This window comes from Prosthecobacter fusiformis (genome assembly GCF_004364345.1).
Lineage (GTDB): Bacteria > Verrucomicrobiota > Verrucomicrobiia > Verrucomicrobiales > Verrucomicrobiaceae > Prosthecobacter > Prosthecobacter fusiformis.
In genome coordinates this window covers 77,168-92,042 of the sequence record NZ_SOCA01000003.1, presented here as the reverse complement: position 1 = coordinate 92,042, position 14,875 = coordinate 77,168, and the positions used below count along the sequence as shown (strand labels likewise).

The window sequence follows — 14,875 nt, the reverse complement described above, 5'->3', positions numbered from 1 at the left end:
ACCTGGGTCTGTAATTTCAGGGAGTCCTGTCCGTCTTCTTGCTGAACAGGCGCTTTACCCAGGACTGCTTTGGCGTGATCTCATCTCCAGGATAGGCCACTGCCTCAGGTATGGGACTTTTGGTGTTGGCGCTGGCGTTCGGCCAGTCCGGCTTCGGCAGCAGGAGGGGCGTATCCGCGATGTCTTCCGGCTGCATGCCGGAGTATTCGCGCATCCGCCAGTTGATCTCCGGGATCTGCTCGATGCTGGAGGCATCATAGACCGTGGGGGTGATGACAAAAACCAAGCTGACCTGCTCCAGCTTTTTCATATCCGAGCTGAACAGTCGGCCCACCAGAGGGATGGTGCCCAGGATAGGTACTTTGTTATTCCCGTCACTGTTGCTGTAATCATAAAAGCCACCCAGGAAAAGGGACTGCCCGGCGGGAATGCGGCTGATGGCTTCCACGGTGGATTCACTGACGCGGGGAAAGACATTGTTGGAGCGGCCGGGAATCAGCTCGACAATCTTCGCCACACGCGGACGCAATTTCATCCGCACGGTGCCATCCGGCAGCAAAGTCGGTGTCACGGAAAGGGTGACTCCGATTTCACGGTTCTTTTCCGGCTCTTCCGTGGCGCTGGGGTCTTCACTGTCAATTTTGTAGCGCACCTTGTCGGTGACATTGGTTCCCGAGGTGGTGTTACTGATATCTGAGGTGATGATCGGAAAACGATCCACGATGGAGATGAGTCCTTGTTCATTGTCCTCTGTGATGATGGTTGGGCAGGCCTCCTGGGTGACGAGATCCGCTGCCTCCAGCGCGCGAAGGATGGCCTGCACCTGGAAGGTATCGAAGACCACGCCCGCCCCTTGGGTGTTCACCTGGTTCAACGCTGAAGCCGGATTCAGCGGATCCCCCGTGCGTGTCACCGTGCTGATATCAGGGAGGTTGAAAAGAGCATTCAGACTCTGCCGGGCGGAGATGGTCGTTCCAGATTCCCCAAGCGCGACGCTCCAGTCCACTCCCACATTGCGGCCCTGGTTACGGCGGATGCGCAGCACGCGCACATTGACCATGATCTGCTGCTTGGCTTTATCGATCTCCAGCAGCAGCTTGCGCACCCTTTCTAGTTTGATGGAATTATCCGTGATCAGCAGCGTGTTGGTCTTTTCTTCAAACTCGATCTGGCCCACCACCGGCGTCAGCATAGGACGAATGATGGACTTGAGCTTTTCAAAGTCCGACGCGTTTTCAGATCCGCCTCCGCCACCTTCCGCTGCACTGGCGGCTGAAGTGGTGCCACTGCGGTTCAGGGGGGCACCGCGCAGGTACTTGAGCTGGTAGCTCATGATCTCCACAGGCAGCCTCGCGAGCTGGATCTCCGTCATCAGGCTGACGCTGGACCTTTGCTGATAAACCGTCAGCCCATTGGCGATGGCCAGGTCTTCCATCTGCTGGCGGGGATTGTCCAGTTTCAGGTGACCGGTGACGTTATACTGGGGTGCGTTGAGCTCGTTATTGTAGAAAAATTGCAGTCCGGCTGTGCGGGCGAGATACTGAAAGACTTCGTTAATTGGCGCATTGTCGATCCAGTATCCATCCTCCGGCTGGCTCGGCAGGCTGGAGAGTCCCCCCAGACGCGCAGAAACATCCACCGCCCCGGCTGGCAGATTTTCCAGCGGCTGCGGTTCTGTCCCCTCCTGGCCACGCAAGGGCAGAGCTAGAGCAAGCGCCAGCAGGCAGAGGTAAAGGAGGTGATTCGGGCTCATGGCTTGTCGGGAGGTACAGGTTCCACGGGTGTCATCCGGCTTTCGAACTGGGATGCGATCTTCTGCAAAGGCTCGATGGCCAGTTGGGGGATGACCTGATGCTTGAGCACCCCCGTTTCATCACGCTGAAGATCATGAAAGAGCAGTTCTGCGGAATTGACCTCAATGACCTGAGCCTGGAAAACTTCGCCTTTAAAAGAAAGCTCCAGCACATCCCCCTCACTGGCCTGCCGCCCACCGATGAGGAACTCCTTCCGATGAAGGTTCACACCATTGATTTTTAGGGTCTGCAGGGCCTGGTTTAGCGTGATCTTGGGTGTCTCGCGGTAGATGTCGTCTTCAATGACAGGGGCATCATCTTCCCGCGGGAAAGTGGAGAGGCCGAAGGGGTCGATATTGCGCAGGCGGGTGCTCAGTTTCTGCGCCTGCGTCTCGATGGCGTCGGCAGCGGGCAGCATTTCCGTCTTTGGCAGCCAGGCCGCCGTTCCTTTACCGACAAAGAGGGCAGCACGTGAAGGCCCGCCCGCTTTGGGTTTTGGCTTGGCCTGCGCCTGCACAGTATTCAAACCGGCCAGCAGAAACAGGGAGAGGATGAAAAGCAGTGGATTCATGGTTTCTCATCGGTGGCTTTCCAGCACGTATGGGTCATTTCCAGCACCAGAAACTCCCGTTGTTTAATCAGCAGATCAGCACGCCGGCTGATTTTCATATCCTCCAGCACGGCCTGGGGCATGAGAGATTCCACCTGGAGCAAGGCCTCCTGCATCGGGCCCAGTCCACCCTGAAAGCTGCTCTTTACACGGGCGGAATCCGCCTTCACCTCCCGTGCGAAGCGCCCCTTATCCAAGGGAAAAACCAGGCTGCTGCGCTCCAGCTCGATCTCTTTATACTTCGGCAGCATGCCGTCGAGGATGCGGGTAAAAAGCTGTCCGGGATCCGCACTCAGCAGTTTTTTCTGATCTTCAAAAGCCTTCCTTTTCGGCGCGATGCTGGCCTCCAGTTTTTTCATCGCCGCCAGGCGCTGGGTCTGTTCCTGGTAACGCTCCTGTTTTTCTGTCCGGACAGTATTCAGCTTGCTCACGCCGGCCACCGCCCCTGCTAGCAGCAAACAGTTAAACACCGCTGGAGTGATGAGTCCGAAGCGGAGGATCGGCTTGGTGTAAGCACTCATGGGGCACGACTCAGAAGGGTTTGTCCAGGGGCAGAGAAAGCTCGTCCTTTTCCGTGAGGACTTGGCTGACGGTGGCTTCGAAATTAAAGGGGAAGGCCTGGGACGGGTCGCGGGCCACATCTCCGGGGCCTGCCTGGGCATCAAAACGGGGATTTCGGCCCTGCGTCAGCGTCACGGTGAGTTGCCGGGAAGGGTCCGGGCGGTAAGAGCTGTCTCCGGTGGCCTCCGCCACACGGTCAAAAAGTGCGCTCAGACCGCGCTGGCTGTTCAGGGTGCTCAGCAGTTCCATGGCCTTTGGCTTGACCAGACCTTTCAGCTCCCAGGTGCGGACCAGCCCCGTGGCATCCGCTGGCTTAGCCTTGGCCTTTTTAGCCGGTGGGCGTGCCGCCTCGGCAGTATATTGAAAGCTTTCCAGCCGGACCCCGGAATCTTCTGGGAAGAGCTGGAATAGAAATTCCAGGGTCACCCAGCCCCGTGAACGAGGCAGTAGCAGCCGCTCTGTGGCATCGATCTGTTTTTTTTCCTCAAGCAGCTTCGTGTGCTTGCTTTGCGTCTGCTTCATCGCTTCTGGACTCAGCTCCCAGGAGGGATGGTTCATGGCCGAAAAAAGCGAATACGTGCCGTATCCAGCCGTGGTCAAAAGGGAAAAAGCCAGGAGCGCCACCAACCACGATGAAAAGCGCAGCATCCGCAGATCCCGCTGGGAGGGATACAGATTGTCCAGCCGGGCCGTGTCCATAAAGCTCTGCCGTGCCCAACTGCTCCACAGGGCTTTGAAGGTGTTGGACTGGGCCAGCTTCGTTTTGCCCGTCCTCACCTGCTCCACCGCAGCCGTGTCATAAATGAGGAACTCTGGCCTGAAGCCTGGAATCCCCGTAAGCGCCGGATGCTCCGACAGATTCAGCGTTTCAAATTCGATCACCTGACGCGTCAGGGAATACATTTCCAGTTCCTGGGCAGCGGCCTGCAAGACGGACGCCTGTGCGGAAACCAGCAGTACTTTTGGCGTATCCAGTTCCGCCCCCAGAGCCATGTTCCATAAAATGTCCCCATAAGCCGTAGGCACGGGTGAACCACCCCGATGGGAGAGGCTGCGCACCGTCTGCAATTCCCCGGAGAGCCCGATGGCAAAAACGGCTGTGAATTTATAAAAGGCGAAGGCCACGAGGCAGCCACCGGCCATGTCCGGCCGGAGCAATGGCAGCGAGGCCAAACTTTCCACCGCCGCATTCGTCACGGCAGTGCGCACGGGGATTCTCAAGTCTTCCGCACAGGAAAGCAGGGTCTGCAAAAAAGCCTCCCGTGAGCGGGAGAGGGTGACCGCCGTGCAGCGGGGCTGGCCAGCAGTCGCACCCCAAAAGGGCAGCAGGCGCCAGGAATTGGCCTCGGTGGAGACTTCACGATCAGCGAGTACTTCGCGCGGATCATCGATCAAATTATAGCGCAGGATTTGAAAATCATCTCCCGCTTCCCCTACGGCTTCGCCAACTTGGGCAATTTCTGCCAGGGCGAATTCATCGGCCACATGCAGGATCACACCCAGGGCCTTCGGTTTATCTTGAAAATAGCGGGAGGACATCAACTCTCCCATGACTTCATTGACGCCTTCACCGGTCGTGAGGTTGGCCAAAGGCAGCGTCGGTCCGGGCTGCCAGCGGTTGTGCTGTTTAGAAAAAGTGGCGGAGCAGACTTCCCTACCGCCGTCGAACCACAAGTGCCACTGCCAGGGCAGCTCCTCCGGCACCCGATACCAATGACTGTCCGTGCTGCGGCTCGTCTTGGATGCCACTGTGCGCGCCTGACGGTAAATGTCAGCCGCTTTAAGTTCACAGGGATCCGTGATGTTGAGCATGGCCTGGAGAGGGATCGGGACCGGATGCGGAGGAGATAGGGATGCTTTGCAAGGTCGGTTTACCAGTCAGCGGTTTCAGCAACAGTCAGCACGTGGGTGGTCGTGGCTGTGCCTGCGCCTGTGAAGTCGCAGTTGCCGAACGGAGTGCCGACCACGGGGACTTCATCGATCCAGGTGTATGCACCACCGGAAGGGCAGACGGGTGTCGTTTCAAGCAGCAATCCAGGGCCGAAGACGTCCGTGGCGGCCACCATTGGGGCTTCCGCGATCAAGTTCTGCATGTTTGCACCAGAACGAACAGCTTTCTGCACTGCAGCGAGCTGCATCTTGCACTTGGCTTTGTCAGCTCCCTGACGGTAGCTGCCGATGCCGAGGAAGACCACCGCGATCAATCCCAGGAGAAGGGCGATCACAAGGCTGATTTCAATCAGTGTCATCCCTGAGCGTGGGGCGCGCTGGGAGAGACGACGTGCGAGGAGTGTGGATGTTTTGATTTTCATATGTGAGACGGATTTTTTGAATCCGAACTATAATTTCCATAGAAGTATCAAAAATGCAAAGAAAAAGCAGGCCGTTTCTTATTCAACTACAGGCATCTGGTTTATTCCTATACCAATGCAGAATATAACTACTATGGCAGCAACTCAGAATTGCGATGAATACAATGGCCATCAAATTAGCAATCTTACCTCGCGTTCTTCAGTACCTTCCCTTTTGACTTGAAATTCCTTCTTGGAACGCAGGTAAATGCCAATCAGAGATTGATTTCAAAATAACTCTCTTCCGTGAGAAGCACTCATAGTGGCCTGATAAACCGGCGATTTTTCTAGCAGGAACAAATCACAGAAATCATCCCGTATCCCTTCCCCATCCTTCCTGTGAGCATACCACCTCTTTATCCACTCGTCCCTGCGCAAGTATCCAGCCGTCGCACCTTCATTTCCGGCTCCGCTTCACTCGTCTTAGCCGCCATGGGCTGCGAGCGAGTATTCGGAGCTGTCAAAAGCTTGCCCAAATTCACCAGCTATCCCTTCACTCTAGGGGTCGCTTCCGGTGACCCCTCACCCGATGGCGTGGTACTATGGACCCGGCTGGCCCCCCAGCCACTGGAAGGCGGCGGCATGGACCCTGTACCGGTGGAGGTTTCCTGGCAGGTGGCTGAAGACGAGGCCATGTCCAAAGTGGTGCGTCAGGGCACGTCCATTGCCACACCTGAGTGGGGGCATTCCGTGCATGTGGAGGTGGACGGCCTACAGCCGGACCGCTGGTATTGGTATCAGTTTAGGGCAGGCACTGAAGTCAGTCCCAAAGCGCGCACACGCACTTTCCCCGCCATTGACACCCTGCCAGATCGCCTGCGCTTCGCCGTCGCCTCCTGCCAGCATTATGAAACCGGCCTTTATACTGCCTATGAGCACATGGCCCGGGAGGACCTGGATCTCGTCATCCATCTGGGAGACTATATCTATGAGGACGGCGGTATTGATAAGCGTGTGCGTAAACACACAGGGCCGGAAATCACTACTCTGGACCATTATCGCAACCGCCATGCGCAGTATAAAACCGATCCCGCGCTCCAGGCCATGCATGCCATCGCCCCTTGGCTGGTCACCTGGGACGACCACGAATTCGACAATAACTGTGCCGGAGACATCTCTGAGCACCCCGATGTGAAGAAGGAGGACTTCCTTCTGCGCCGCGCGGCCGCTTATCAGGCCTATTACGAGCACATGCCCCTGCGCCGCAGCGCCATGCCGAAGGGCCCGGACATGCTGCTTTATCGCAAACTGGGCTATGGTAGGCTCACTGATTTTCACGTCCTGGATACCCGCCAATACCGCAGCGACCAGCCCTGCGGAGACCACAACAAACCGCCATGCCCGGAGTCTCTTTCTCCAGATACTAGCCTGCTAGGTGCCATCCAGCGCGACTGGCTCTTTGAAGGCCTGGCCAAATCGCCCAGCACCTGGAACATCCTGGCCCAGCAGGTGATGATGGCCCGGGTGGACCGGGTCGCCGGCGAAAGCATCGGCTATAGCATGGACCAATGGCCAAGCTGCGAAATGGAGCGGCGACGGCTTCTCAAATTCCTACACGATCAGCGCGTTTCCAATCCTGTCGTACTCACCGGCGATATTCACAGCAACTGGGCTAACAATCTCATCGCTGATTTCGATGACCTGGAGTCAAAAATCGTGGCCACCGAATTCGTCGGCACCTCCATCAGCTCCGGGGGTGATGGCCTCCTGAAACCGAAAACACTGGATGCCACCTACGCTGAAAATCCCTTCGTCAAATTTCACAGTACTGAACGCGGTTATATCCGCTGTGAAGTCACCCCGGAGCTGTGGAAATCCGACTACCAAGCCATCGAGTATGTCTCCCGTCCGGGAGCCCCCCTCCATACCCGCGCCTCTTTCGTCGTCGAATCTGGCAAAGCAGGTCTGCAAGAAGCCTGACTGATCTCCCCTGACAGCCCCGATGTGATGAGTATTCCTGATCACCGCCCTTTTGGCCAAGAGCTGGCCGCCGCTGTAGCTTCTCTCTTGGAGGCAGGCCACCAGCTTGCCGAAGGACACCGAGACTATTGCGGCATGGGGCTGGCCGTACAGCAGGGGCAGTATCGTTATGCCGAAGTATGGGACGGGCAGATGCAGGACCTTGGTTCTCTCCAGACAATGAGTGGAGTCCAAGCGCTAAGCTTTCCAGACAAGGACAGCTTCATTTCTTGGCTGGCGGGACAGAGTGACCACTCGCTGTCCCGAAGGGAAATGAAGGACGCCTTTTATCACGGCAACCAGACGATTACCCAGAGACGGCTCATAGATTTTGTCGCTCAATTTCAGGGGACAGAGCAGGTCTGCCTGTCCCGCTGGAAAAATCTCTGGCAGGCCATCCCAGCGCAAGGGGACGGAGCGGACTGGTTCGGAGGACTCGTCGGTGCGTGGAGCGAACCCCACCGTCACTATCACAATCTGGTGCATCTGAATGAATGCCTGCTTCTGCTGGACCAATGCTCCGACCTCGCTGCCCAACCCGTGGCACTAGAAATGGCCTTGTGGTTTCATGATGCCATCTATGATCCGCAGGCTGGCTGTGATAATGAAGCTCTCAGTGCCAGCTTTGCCCTGGATGTTTTGCAGGATGGTAACGTATCCCCTCCCTTTGCTAGCCACGTTTCATCCCTCATCCATCTCACGAAAAAACACCTTCCGGACGCCACGCCAGATGCTGCACTCATTTGCGATATCGACCTCGCTATCCTGGGCCAGGACGAGGGGCGGTTTCAAGAATACGAAAGAGCCATCCGCCGCGAGTACGAATGGGTGCCCCTGGCAGAGTATATTGAGGGTCGCAGGCGAATCCTGGCCGGGTTTCTTAACCGTCCCAGGATCTATTCAACACCCTCCTTCCAAGACCGGTATGAAGAAATCGCCCGGAAAAATCTCCAGGCGTCCCTTCAGAGACTCAATCAAGGCCGACTGCCCTGATCAAGGCAGCAATGCATTGGGAGAATCCACAAAGAATTCTTTCAAGTCTTCATCCGGCACCGCGCCGTTGCGGATGCCTTCCAGCCTGCGGCGGCTGCCCCGGTTGGAGGCCGGGCGGTTGGCGGTGCGGGAAACGATGTCACCAATCACCGGCGCGGCGATGACCGCACTGGCGGCCAGCAGGGAGAGCGAGACAATATTGGATGTTCCCCGGCCCATGCCCCGTCCAAAGAGCAGCCCCAATGCGCAGCCTGCGGCGGCAGGAGCGATCATGCTGGCGTAGGTTTCGTAGCGGCTTTCGACAGTGGATTCAGGTGGCATAACGGTAACAAGATAGCATCCAAGCAGATTCTCCAAAGTGGAATTTGCTCACAACCTCGATTGCTCCATGTTTCCCTGACATGAGACAGCCTGCATCCCCCTCACGATATGCCCTCATTTTAGCTGGAGGTAGCGGGCAGCGGTTCTGGCCTGTCAGCCGCGATGCACTGCCCAAGCAGCTTTTGAAGCTTTTCGGCGAAAAAACTCTCCTCGAAATGACGGTGGAGCGTCTGGAAGGAATCGTGCCGGTGGAAAACATCGTCATCCTCACCAATAAACAACAGGAAAGCGCTGTCCGTGCCCTGCTGCCTCAGCTTCCGGCAGAAAACATCATCGCGGAGCCTGAAAAACGCGATACCGCACCAGCCATCGCCCTGGGCGTCGGCTGGGTGGTGGCTCGGGATCCAGGAGCGACCATGATGGTACTGCCAGCGGATCACTTGATCCAGAACGTGGCCGAATTTCAGAAAGTGCTCATGAATGCAGCTATGGCTGCCGAAAGCGCCAGCAGTCTGGTCACCGTGGGCATCAAGCCCACCTGGGCATGTCCCAGTTATGGATATGTGGAGCGTGGTAAACGTGCCTCGGTACTAGGGGTGACGGATGTGGCCATTTATGAAGTGGCCCGCTTCCGGGAAAAGCCCAATCCCGATCTGGCTGAGCACTTCATTGCCCAAGGAAACTTTACCTGGAATGCAGGCATGTTTATCTGGACCATCCCGGCCATTTTTAGTGAACTGTCCCGCCATTGCCCTGCCCTGGCGGACTTCGTTTCTGAACTCCGCGGTTCCCTGGACTTCAATGCCACCGTGGCCAAGCAGTTTTCCAAACTGCCCAAGCTCTCCATCGACTACGCCCTCATGGAGCGCGCTTCCCGGGTGTTGAACATCGAGGCCACCTTTGACTGGGATGATGTGGGGAATTGGACTTCCGTCGGCCGTTACCTGAAAAAGGATGCCGGTAATAACCAGCACAACTGCGCCCTTTCCCAACTGGATGCGGATAACAACCTTGTTTTCACCCAGACAGGCCAGCACGTGGCTCTCCTAGGGGTACAGGATCTGATCATCGTTGCCTCCAAAGATGCCCTCCTGATCACCACCAGGGCGCATGCCGAAAACATCAAAAAACTGGCGGATCAACTGCCCCAGGAGCTGCATTAACTCCTTCCAAAGGATCGATTCCAGTCCCAAGTCCCGTTGAGGTTTCCCCTGATGCGCTACGCTTTTTTCGATCTCGACCACACGCTGCTGCCCTTCGATACGCAGACGTTGTTCTGCAATTACGTGCTTCATCGGCATCCATGGCGCGTGGTTCTCCACGCCTGGTTTGTGCCCTATGCGCTTGGCCGGGCCATCGGTGTGGTCAGCACAGAGACTGCTAAACGGGCCTTCCTATCCTACCTCTGGGGCATGAAACGGGCGCACCTGCGCCGACTGGCACGTGATTTTGCGCATGATTGCGTGGATACCTGGATCTATCAGGAACTGCGTGCCGAAATCCTGCGCCATAAACACCAAGGAAGGAAACTGGTGCTGAATACCGCCAGCCCGGATTTCTATGCTGAAGAGATCGCCTCGGTGCTCGACTTCGACCACTGTATCTCCACCCGCTTTCAAATCGGCAACATTGTCCCCCTTCGCCCGCCTCTGACAGGCACAAATAACAAACGGGATGCCAAGATCGCCGCTATGAAGGCCTCCATCCCCGGTGTGGCAGCTCTCACGGATGAGCAGCGTTTCCACTGCTGGGCGTATAGTGACAGTGCCGCAGACATCCCACTGCTGGAATTCTGCGGCAACCGCATCCTGGTCCACCCCAGTGGCAGCTTGCGAAAGCACTTCCCCGAGCATGATGTGACAGTCCTCACTCCCCGCCGCCCATATTGGGGAAAAATGGGGGATATGCTATCCTCACTCCGGCAGATTTTCGGTCTGCATTCAGAAAACGGGCCTGCCCGTTAAGGCAGGCCCGGAGAATGAATCAGACCATCGTCACCATGGCGATTGGCAGCGGACTCTGGCTGGATTCAGGCGTCTGGAAGAAAGTAACCTGCCCGGTAGAGACGTCATACATCCCCCCCACAATGGCGATTTTGCCTTCGCGGACCAGTCCGTCTAGCGTGGAGCTGCGCTCGCGGATCTTGCGCATGGTGCGCAGCACATTCCGGCGGGAGACTTCATTGGCATACGCCTTCTTCTCCCCATCCAGCCACTGGTCAGGCTTTTTGCAGGTGCTCATATCCACAGATTTTTGGATTTCAGTAATCAGGGTATCCAGATTGACGCAACCCGTAGCTTCCGCCGCTGTTTTGTTACTGCAAATCAGATCCACGGCTGCATTCACAGCTCCGCAAGAGGTGTGACCCATCACCAGCACCAGCTTGGCCCCGGCCACGGCACAACTGTACTCCATGCTTCCCAGCACTTTATCCCGGGCAATGTTTCCGGCGATACGAACACTGAAAATATCCCCGAGTCCCAGGTCAAAAACGAGTTCCGTTGGTGTGCGCGAGTCAATACAGCTCAGCACCACCGCCATCGGGAACTGCCCGGCAGCAGTTGCGTCCACCTGACGCCCCAGGTCACGGGTCAAACGGGTGCCATTGCGGAAGCGTTCATTTCCATCCTGGAAGATTTCCAGCACCCGCTGTGGCGTCAGGGCATTCTGGACATCGCGGCTGCTGAAGTCCACATACTGGATGCGGTCTTCCAACTGGGGATACTTGTCCTTGAAGCCCATGAGGCTCATTTCCACTCCGTGCACCGAAGCCGTGGTATTGCGGAAATCCGTGATCAGGTCCAGGATGTCCGGGTCGATATAATCGGTATTCCGGGCATCAATCAGCACGTGCCCGCCACGCGGTACGCTGCGCAGGGTCTGTTCCAGTGAAGCTCGGTTGAAGAAGCTCACCTGGTTGGCAAGTTCAATGCGGAGCACATCCCCCGTGGCGTGTTTTTCCATCACCTTCCGAATTGGACGGCGCAGGTTGCTATGCAGGATGAACCCGACAGCGACCGCCAGGCCGATGAGAATACCGACCAGCAAATCTGTCAGCACGATGGCCACCACGGTGATGATAAACGGCAAGAACTGGGTGCGCCCCTCGCTCCACATCTGTTTCAGCAATTTCGGACTGGCGAGTTTCAGACCTGTCACCAGGAGAATCGCCGCCAGGGCTGAAAGCGGAATTTCGTTCAGCATGCCAGGAACCAGCATCACGCAGCCCAGAAGCAATGCGCCGTGGAAAATGGTGCTGAGCTTGGTCTTCACTCCCGCATTGATGTTAACGGAACTGCGCACAATGACACTGGTCATCGGCAGACCGCCAATGAGGCCCACAGCCACGTTACCCACACCCTGGGCCAGAAGTTCCCGGTTAGGTGGGCTGCTGCGCTGCTCAGGATCCAGCTTGTCCACGGCCTCCAGATTCAGCAGCGTTTCCAATGAAGCCACGATGGCAATGGTAAATGCAGCCACATACACCGCAGGATTGTTCAGCACACTGAAATCCGGAAAGCGTAGGAAACCTAAAAACTCCTGCGGGGAATTGGAGACGGGGACCTGCACCAGATGGCTGGTTTCAATTGCCCAATCTCCGCCAATCTTGCGCAAGAGCAGGCTGACAACCACGCCAAAAATCACCACCACAAGCGGAGCCGGAATGGGAGATTTTTTCAGCAGCTTGATGCGATCCCATCCCACCAAAAGGAGCAATGAAAGCATACCGACCAGCGCAGCACCCGGCTGAATGTCAAAAATCGCTTCGGCCAGTTCTGAAAATGTGTTTTCGTTGTCGGCCTGTTGGAAGGACTTATTCCCCATCGGATCAGCGTCATGCCCGACAACGTGAGGAATTTGCTTCAAGATCAAAATCACACCAATGGCCGCCAGCAGTCCTTTGATCACACTGGAAGGAAAGAAGGCCGCAATGAATCCTGCCTTGCAAAGGCCGAGGACGATCTGCAACACACCTGCCATCACCACGGCAGCCAGGAAAGCCTCGAACGTACCCAGGCTGGCAATTTGCGCTGCTACCACAGCCGTCAAACCCGCTGCTGGACCACTGACACTGGTGTGGGAGCCGCTGAGAAAGCCTACAAAAAGCCCGCCCACAATCCCCGCCAAAATGCCTGAAAAAAGTGGCGCGTTGGATGCCAAAGCGACGCCCAAGCACAAGGGCAAGGCGACAAGAAACACCACCAAGCCTGCGACAAGGTCACGTGGAATGGTCTTCGGAGAGAGTGGATTGATACTTGTCATACTTAAGGATAAATGATATGGTATGGACCTTCGGGATTATTTTAGGCTCAAACAGGGCAGATTGGACACAAAACTACGTCCTTCGTTCAAATTTTGAACGGAAAAAATACATTAATGCATCTTTATTTCCTGCTGAATAACCCCCTACCCCAGGCCGAAGCCCTGCGCATTCTAGCCTTACTGAAGGACCAGCACAAAAATGAGCTGCCCATCGCGCCACTTAGGCCCCCCAATAAAAAGCGGACTGCCCGAGCGCAGCACCGCATCCGTCTTCACCAGTACTTGCTGATCCTTCCAAAACTGGAGATGCAAATTTACCCCTCCGCCAGAAGCAGGGCCTTTGGAGTCCACCTTCAAAAACAAATCTTTGGACGGTACTACCCAGGATTCATACTCCCGAAACACATCCTGAAGATGCTGCCCCAAAATCTCATAATGCTGATAGGGAAAAACTTTACCTAGACGCTGGGGTAAATCAGACAGACTGGCTGGAGGCTGCTCCACTCCTGCCTTTTCCCCTGCTTTATTCGAGGCAAAGATCAAGGCTCCCCACACCTTTCCATCCGTTTCCGGCTTCACTGTCGGCAACTGCTGGGTAACCGGGGGGGCAGCGCTTTGCGCCCCCACTTGGTTTAGAGTGGCAATGAGAAGGAGGACGATGGAAAGGAAAGCTTTCATCCGCGTGGATTGACGGCAGCGATCAGGCGGGGCTGATTGCGGGCATCCTTGGCCAGCACCAGCACGACTTCACCGCGTTCCCCATATAGGGTGGTGGCAGCTACATCCTGGTCCGTTTCACTGCGCTCGATGTGATAACCGACGATCTTGCGGTCCGCCGGCAAGTCTTCCAGACCGTTGAGCATCAGCACAGTCGCCTGGGCATCCGTGGAATGGTAGCTGCTCACCTGCACATCCTTATTCGGTGCATAGGTGCTCAAAACCACGCTGTCACCCGAAGGCTCATGCTGAAAAATCATCACCCCAGCGATGAGCACCGCAGCGGTGACGGCCGCGAGCGTGGCGAAACCAGGCAGGCGAAACCAGTCCAGCCAGGAAGCGCGGCTTTCAGTCGTCACGGCGGCAGCCTCTTCCTCCTGGGCAATGCGTACCTGAATCTGTGAATTGAAGAAATCCCCAAAAGGCACGGGCATTTCAGCCGGCAGGCTGCTGCGCAGGTCGGCGCTCATGCGCTGCATAAACTCAGCCTCGGCCTTCAATTCCGGGTCAGACTCAAGCCGGGCGGTGAAGCGCTCGCGCTCGGCGGCGTTCATCTCTCCGTCCAGCCAACGGATCAGGTCATGGTCTTCAGATGGCGTTTTCATAAGTGTCCTTCAGCAGTTCCTGGAGTTTCTTTCGGGCGTAAAAAAGGCGGCTCATCACCGTGCCCAGGGAGCACGGAATGGTGGCGGCGATTTCCTCGTATTGCATACCTTCCACCTCACGCAGCACGATCACCTGCCGATGATCCGGGCTGAGCTGTGCGATGGCGGCACGAATGCGGTCTCCCAGTTCCGCATTCTTCAAAACAGTATCCGGGGCAGCATCCCCGTGGGGCACAGTCTCCGCACCAGCAGCGATTTTGTGCTCCGTACGGGAGTCGTCAAACTCGCCGTCACCCTGGATCTTCTTCTTCCTCAGGTAGTCGTAAGTGACGTTGTGGGCGATGCGGTAGAGCCAAGTATAGAAACTCGAATCCAGCTTGAACCGTGGCAACGCGCGCCAGGCCTTGATGAAGGCCTCCTGCGCGAGGTCCCAGGCCTCGGTCTCGTTCTGGATCATGTGGTAAGTCATGGCGTATATCTTTCCCCGGTAACGGTTCACGAGTACGTCGAACGCACGCGTATCTCCCGCTTGGCAGCGCTTGACCAAGTCGGAGTCCAGGACTTCTCCAGGATCAGGCGCAGTGAAGGCGGGCATGTTTAAGGAATGACAAAGGCTATGACGGGCGCAGGAAACGCCTTATTCAAAAGAATATTCGTCTTTATAAGGGCAGGAGTCAAAGAGATGCGTCACCACATTTTTCC

Annotated in this window: 14 protein-coding genes; 4 read left to right on the top strand and 10 right to left on the bottom strand. The window is 56.6% G+C overall.

Translation table 11 applies throughout. The features are described from left to right. Window positions 1–16 precede the first annotated feature (16 nt). From EI77_RS09790 to EI77_RS09770, 5 genes are read right to left on the bottom strand one after another with little or no spacing between them, the layout of a single operon-like run. Window positions 17–1,753, bottom strand: coding sequence for a type II secretion system protein GspD (locus tag EI77_RS09790; protein ID WP_133795089.1), 1,737 nt, complete (start codon window positions 1,751–1,753; stop codon window positions 17–19). Further along, window positions 1,750–2,364: a hypothetical protein gene (locus EI77_RS09785; RefSeq protein ID WP_133795088.1), complete on the bottom strand. Its 615-nt coding sequence runs from the start codon at window positions 2,362–2,364 to the stop codon at window positions 1,750–1,752. Before EI77_RS09785 ends, EI77_RS09790 begins: the two co-directional genes overlap by 4 nt. After that, on the bottom strand, window positions 2,361–2,924 hold the full coding sequence (locus EI77_RS09780) for a hypothetical protein (RefSeq protein ID WP_133795087.1): 564 nt from the start codon (window positions 2,922–2,924) through the stop codon (window positions 2,361–2,363). Before EI77_RS09780 ends, EI77_RS09785 begins: the two co-directional genes overlap by 4 nt. A 10-nt stretch (window positions 2,925–2,934) precedes the next feature. Then, entirely contained in the window at window positions 2,935–4,776 is a 1,842-nt protein-coding gene (locus EI77_RS09775) for a hypothetical protein (protein WP_133795086.1), read from the bottom strand. Window positions 4,777–4,835: 59 nt separating this feature from the next. Beyond that, on the bottom strand, window positions 4,836–5,276 hold the full coding sequence (locus EI77_RS09770) for a type II secretion system protein (RefSeq protein ID WP_133795085.1): 441 nt from the start codon (window positions 5,274–5,276) through the stop codon (window positions 4,836–4,838). 378 nt (window positions 5,277–5,654) lie between these two features. On the opposite strand from EI77_RS09770, the gene EI77_RS09765 reads away from it, so the two are divergent. Both EI77_RS09765 and EI77_RS09760 read left to right on the top strand, forming a co-directional pair. Further along, window positions 5,655–7,235 (top strand): alkaline phosphatase D family protein, encoded by a 1,581-nt coding sequence (locus EI77_RS09765; protein ID WP_208300321.1) that lies wholly within the window; start codon window positions 5,655–5,657, stop codon window positions 7,233–7,235. 27 nt (window positions 7,236–7,262) lie between these two features. Further along, window positions 7,263–8,267 carry an HD domain-containing protein gene (locus tag EI77_RS09760; protein WP_133795084.1) on the top strand — a complete coding sequence of 335 codons (1,005 nt, stop codon included), beginning with the start codon at window positions 7,263–7,265 and terminating at the stop codon, window positions 8,265–8,267. Here the strand turns inward: EI77_RS09760 and EI77_RS09755 are convergent, their stop codons facing one another. Beyond that, window positions 8,268–8,588, bottom strand: coding sequence for a hypothetical protein (locus EI77_RS09755; RefSeq protein WP_133795083.1), 321 nt, complete (start codon window positions 8,586–8,588; stop codon window positions 8,268–8,270). Window positions 8,589–8,668: 80 nt separating this feature from the next. Between EI77_RS09755 and EI77_RS09750 the strand changes: the two genes are divergently transcribed. Together EI77_RS09750 and EI77_RS09745 are read left to right on the top strand one after the other, a co-directional pair. Further along, a complete protein-coding gene (locus EI77_RS09750; RefSeq protein WP_133795082.1) occupies window positions 8,669–9,751 on the top strand; it encodes a mannose-1-phosphate guanylyltransferase in 1,083 nt (360 codons plus the stop codon). A 51-nt stretch (window positions 9,752–9,802) separates the two neighbouring features. Beyond that, window positions 9,803–10,552 carry an HAD family hydrolase gene (locus EI77_RS09745; RefSeq protein WP_133795081.1) on the top strand — a complete coding sequence of 250 codons (750 nt, stop codon included), beginning with the start codon at window positions 9,803–9,805 and terminating at the stop codon, window positions 10,550–10,552. 19 nt (window positions 10,553–10,571) lie between these two features. On the opposite strand, the gene EI77_RS09740 is transcribed toward EI77_RS09745, so the two are convergent. From EI77_RS09740 to EI77_RS09725, 4 genes are all read right to left on the bottom strand, one after another. Continuing rightward, window positions 10,572–12,851 carry a bifunctional SulP family inorganic anion transporter/carbonic anhydrase gene (locus EI77_RS09740; protein WP_133795080.1) on the bottom strand — a complete coding sequence of 760 codons (2,280 nt, stop codon included), beginning with the start codon at window positions 12,849–12,851 and terminating at the stop codon, window positions 10,572–10,574. A gap of 177 nt (window positions 12,852–13,028) precedes the next feature. Then, window positions 13,029–13,529: a hypothetical protein gene (locus EI77_RS09735; RefSeq protein ID WP_133795079.1), complete on the bottom strand. Its 501-nt coding sequence runs from the start codon at window positions 13,527–13,529 to the stop codon at window positions 13,029–13,031. Next, on the bottom strand, window positions 13,526–14,173 hold the full coding sequence (locus EI77_RS09730) for an anti-sigma factor (RefSeq protein ID WP_133795078.1): 648 nt from the start codon (window positions 14,171–14,173) through the stop codon (window positions 13,526–13,528). The genes EI77_RS09735 and EI77_RS09730 overlap by 4 nt, the downstream gene beginning before the upstream one ends. Further along, entirely contained in the window at window positions 14,157–14,768 is a 612-nt protein-coding gene (locus EI77_RS09725) for a sigma-70 family RNA polymerase sigma factor (RefSeq protein ID WP_133795077.1), read from the bottom strand. The genes EI77_RS09730 and EI77_RS09725 overlap by 17 nt, the downstream gene beginning before the upstream one ends. Between the last annotated feature and the right edge of the window lie 107 nt (window positions 14,769–14,875).

Bases quoted from the DNA above. Each gene is read 5' to 3' on its own strand.
- EI77_RS09755 (WP_133795083.1), bottom strand. From the start codon at position 8,588: ATGCCACCTGAATCCACTGTCGAAAGCCGCTACGAAACCTACGCCAGC.
- EI77_RS09780 (WP_133795087.1), bottom strand. From the start codon at position 2,924: ATGAGTGCTTACACCAAGCCGATCCTCCGCTTCGGACTCATCACTCCA.
- EI77_RS09725 (WP_133795077.1), bottom strand. From the start codon at position 14,768: ATGCCCGCCTTCACTGCGCCTGATCCTGGAGAAGTCCTGGACTCCGAC.
- EI77_RS09785 (WP_133795088.1), bottom strand. From the start codon at position 2,364: ATGAATCCACTGCTTTTCATCCTCTCCCTGTTTCTGCTGGCCGGTTTG.
- EI77_RS09735 (WP_133795079.1), bottom strand. From the start codon at position 13,529: ATGAAAGCTTTCCTTTCCATCGTCCTCCTTCTCATTGCCACTCTAAAC.
- EI77_RS09790 (WP_133795089.1), bottom strand. From the start codon at position 1,753: ATGAGCCCGAATCACCTCCTTTACCTCTGCCTGCTGGCGCTTGCTCTA.
- EI77_RS09750 (WP_133795082.1), top strand. From the start codon at position 8,669: ATGAGACAGCCTGCATCCCCCTCACGATATGCCCTCATTTTAGCTGGA.
- EI77_RS09775 (WP_133795086.1), bottom strand. From the start codon at position 4,776: ATGCTCAACATCACGGATCCCTGTGAACTTAAAGCGGCTGACATTTAC.
- EI77_RS09760 (WP_133795084.1), top strand. From the start codon at position 7,263: ATGAGTATTCCTGATCACCGCCCTTTTGGCCAAGAGCTGGCCGCCGCT.
- EI77_RS09740 (WP_133795080.1), bottom strand. From the start codon at position 12,851: ATGACAAGTATCAATCCACTCTCTCCGAAGACCATTCCACGTGACCTT.
- EI77_RS09770 (WP_133795085.1), bottom strand. From the start codon at position 5,276: ATGAAAATCAAAACATCCACACTCCTCGCACGTCGTCTCTCCCAGCGC.
- EI77_RS09745 (WP_133795081.1), top strand. From the start codon at position 9,803: ATGCGCTACGCTTTTTTCGATCTCGACCACACGCTGCTGCCCTTCGAT.
- EI77_RS09730 (WP_133795078.1), bottom strand. From the start codon at position 14,173: ATGAAAACGCCATCTGAAGACCATGACCTGATCCGTTGGCTGGACGGA.